Genomic DNA, 3194 nt, shown 5'->3' on the forward strand with positions numbered 1-3194 from the left:
TACAGTTTAGATTACAACTCGTGTTATTTTTAATGTAATCAACAGACTGCATATAGAATACACTTGCACCAACCCTGGTTTGTTTATCCCATTTATAATCAAAGCCTAAGCCCCAATGCTTCATATCTCCTACCGGCACAGGACCAAAAACATCATCACCGACAGGCGTCTTTCTCAGCTCCAAACCGTACCGGAGATTCAACCGAGAGTTGACGTGTTGGGTGATACCGATCCCGTAATGCCACGTATCTTCTAAGCCAAGTGGAAGCGTTAGAGAGGTTCCGGTAACAAGTCCTGAAAGGAGTCGCGCTGTTGTTAAAAGCTCTAGATCTCGATCAAAATGGAACGTCCATTCATCCCAGACACTCCAATCAGTCCATGTAGCATCAAGATTAACGGTCCACTCCGGATGAACTCGCATGCTGATACCACTCTTAAACTGCTGCGGAATTTCATAATCCATATAAATATTTCCCGCCTCATATGGTCGTCCTCGAGGAAGACCAAGAATCGCGGCAGTAATCGCACCAATAATCGAGCCGTTAAAGCCTTGCCAGAATGCTGTCCACTCATCCGTGTAGTCCATCAAAAAGGTACCACGCAACTCCATCTCGGCACCCGTCATGTAGGAAGCCCCCCATGAAAACCAATCATTTGGCTCCCAGAGCACCCCGACGTTATATGTTGGGGAAAGTGATTGCTGCATATCGATGTCGATTCGACCAACACTGTCCCACGGACCAATATTACCCTGACAGAGAGAAAGGAAAGGCTGGAGAGGATCACGACGTTTACCGATCGGCTTATCAAATTCACAGGCAAACGCATCCTGTAAAATCTCAGTCACGGCAATCAAAAAGTTTGGTGCCCGGTTATCCTGCGCGATATAGAAACCTTGATGGGATAACTGAACGCCCAGACCAACGGCCCATTCATCAGAAATTTCGTAACCAACTGCAGGAGAAAAGAAAGTGTAGCGCTGAATAGCCGCTTCTTTACCTAGGAATTTACCTGGGTCTTCAGCGTCTTTGAACAGGCCAAGCGGAGAATGCATGTAGTTTTTGAATGCAAAAGTAAACTTCGAGCCCGGCTCGTTTACTGAGAAACCGAACTGAAACGGAAGTGGCGCCGGCCCACTCCAGACCCATTGCTGTAAGCCAAAGCCCGGAATATATATCGCCGGCTTACTCGTATGGCTCTCACCATATCCATCACCACCCACCACTGGGTCTCTTGGAACAGTCGGATCGTAGGTATTAAAGCCTGTTCCATCTAGACCAAAGATCTCGTAATCGTCGCCCGCGATATATGCCGCATCGAGATCAAGACCAATAATATATTGATCTACTTCGAATTGACGCTCTTCTAAATTTACGAGACCCGCGGGATTATGATAAACAGCGGCAATACTTGGATCTCGATCCGCTACGACGGCATTACCAAGCGACATCGCGCGACTATCGATCGTGATGCCGTTACCTACCTGCGCATAAAGCTGGGGCGGAAAAACCAACAACACGGAAAACAGCGCAACCATTGCACGCTGTATTGGTTTGGTAAGCGCTCTCACATCAGCTCCAATATTTGATCGCTTACCAAGTCCACGCACCGATATTAATCGGATACGAGAAGCCTAAGTTAAAGTCTGAAGCATCTTCGGTCAGACCAAAGCCAAAACTGGTGTTAATAATCGTAGTAGGGTCAACCCTAATACCCAGAGACATGTTTACCGAACCACTAGCCGAATCTTGAGTTTCAGTATTACTTCCATCAGCGAAGTAAAGGTTCGTTTCGCTGTTATAAGAAATGCTTGTCGAAATACTTAAGGAAGTATCGTAGGACAGAGAGTAAGAGAAACCGCCAGAGAGAGAATAACTTTGCCCATTATGAACAGACGTCAAAACCCGCCCGCCTCGGACTTGATTCAGGCCATTTTCTTCAAATGAATAACCAGAGCTTAATGAACCGAACACAACAACCGGATCGAGTACCTTAGATACGTTAACACCAGTGCTAAACGAATACGTTCCGCTACCTGTAGACAGTCTTTGTTGCGGGTTAATTTCATAAGGGCTAACCCCTGTTTTGGTGCTCAAAGAGGTATTGACTGTTATTGTGGGCGCACCCGGCACATAAGAGAATGGCTGCCATCTGAGCCCGAGGCTAATATCACCAAAATCTGTAACCGATAATTCACGTGTCGTGTCGTAACGAGTGGATAAAGGAACGTTGGTACTTAACGTGACGTTATTGAGAATGCCATACGAGAAGCTGAAACTGTTCGTCATGCTGTGCGTTGCAGTAGGATTTACATCCAAATTACGGACAACGCCGTTAGTAACCTCTAGATCGATTCTAGAGTCTCCTGTATAGGAATAACTAAAGGAGTAAGACAGCGATTTCCCGCCAGATTTCAACATCGAGTAGCGCTTTTCAGCGGCTTGGAAAACTTCTTCTAACTGAGCCGTATCACTCTCGTCTTCCCCTTGCTGGGCAAGCGCTTCACGCGCTTTATCCGTCGAAGACTTTTCTTCAGCAAAAACCCCGCCAGTCGCGAGCAGGGTTCCAGAAAATATGATCAAAAGCCTTAAAAAGCGGGCCATGAGTCTGTCCTTGTTTAATACTATCGCAATCTAATTAGTTTCTTCTGTAGTGAAGCTGCTTGGTGCCATTACTAAAGGTTGGCGCACCATTGGCTATCTCCTCTTCAGAGTTATTTTTAAGCCGTTCGATCTCATTCTGTATCCGCCACTGATGCATATCGAAATAATCTGGATACTCCTGAAATGCCTGCAGAGAGAGTGTCTGGTCATCAATATAACGTAAGTCTTCTTCTCTCAATTCCAGACCATCTACCGGCTTCGTATCACCAGGAAATACAACGAATAATACATTTTGATCCCAAGCTTCTTTAAAGCGCTCAATCGTGAACGTTAAGTTTCCTTTCGATGGATCCGCAATAAAAACACGATCATTCTCCACCGTCTTTACGACAACGAAATGCTTGTAACCCGCGTACTGAATTGGAACGATCGCTGGGTGATCCAAGTCGATTAGGTCTTGCATCTCCGCTTTAAAGCCACCAGCAGGAAAACCTAAGGCCGTAACGAGGCGCTTCATGTCCAACATCGAGAAACCACGGCGCTCTACAATTCGCTCGTTCTCACCGTAATGAAGTAAGCCCTCCATCACTT

3 protein-coding genes are annotated in these 3194 nt (G+C 46.2%); all 3 read right to left on the reverse strand.

All coding sequences use genetic code 11. The features are described 5' to 3' along the window. A partial coding sequence (locus tag A3751_RS05520; protein WP_156492272.1) for an OmpP1/FadL family transporter occupies window positions 1-1570 on the reverse strand: 1570 nt, incomplete at its 3' end. Between the two features lie 22 nt (window positions 1571-1592). Next, complete coding sequence (locus tag A3751_RS05525) at window positions 1593-2603, reverse strand: flagellar protein FilC (protein WP_068453201.1); 1011 nt, start codon at window positions 2601-2603, stop codon at window positions 1593-1595. A 34-nt stretch (window positions 2604-2637) separates the two neighbouring features. Beyond that, the coding region (locus A3751_RS05530; RefSeq protein ID WP_082863070.1) for a C39 family peptidase at window positions 2638-3194 on the reverse strand (557 nt) is incomplete at its 5' end.

Source organism: Oleiphilus sp. HI0080, assembly GCF_001635135.1.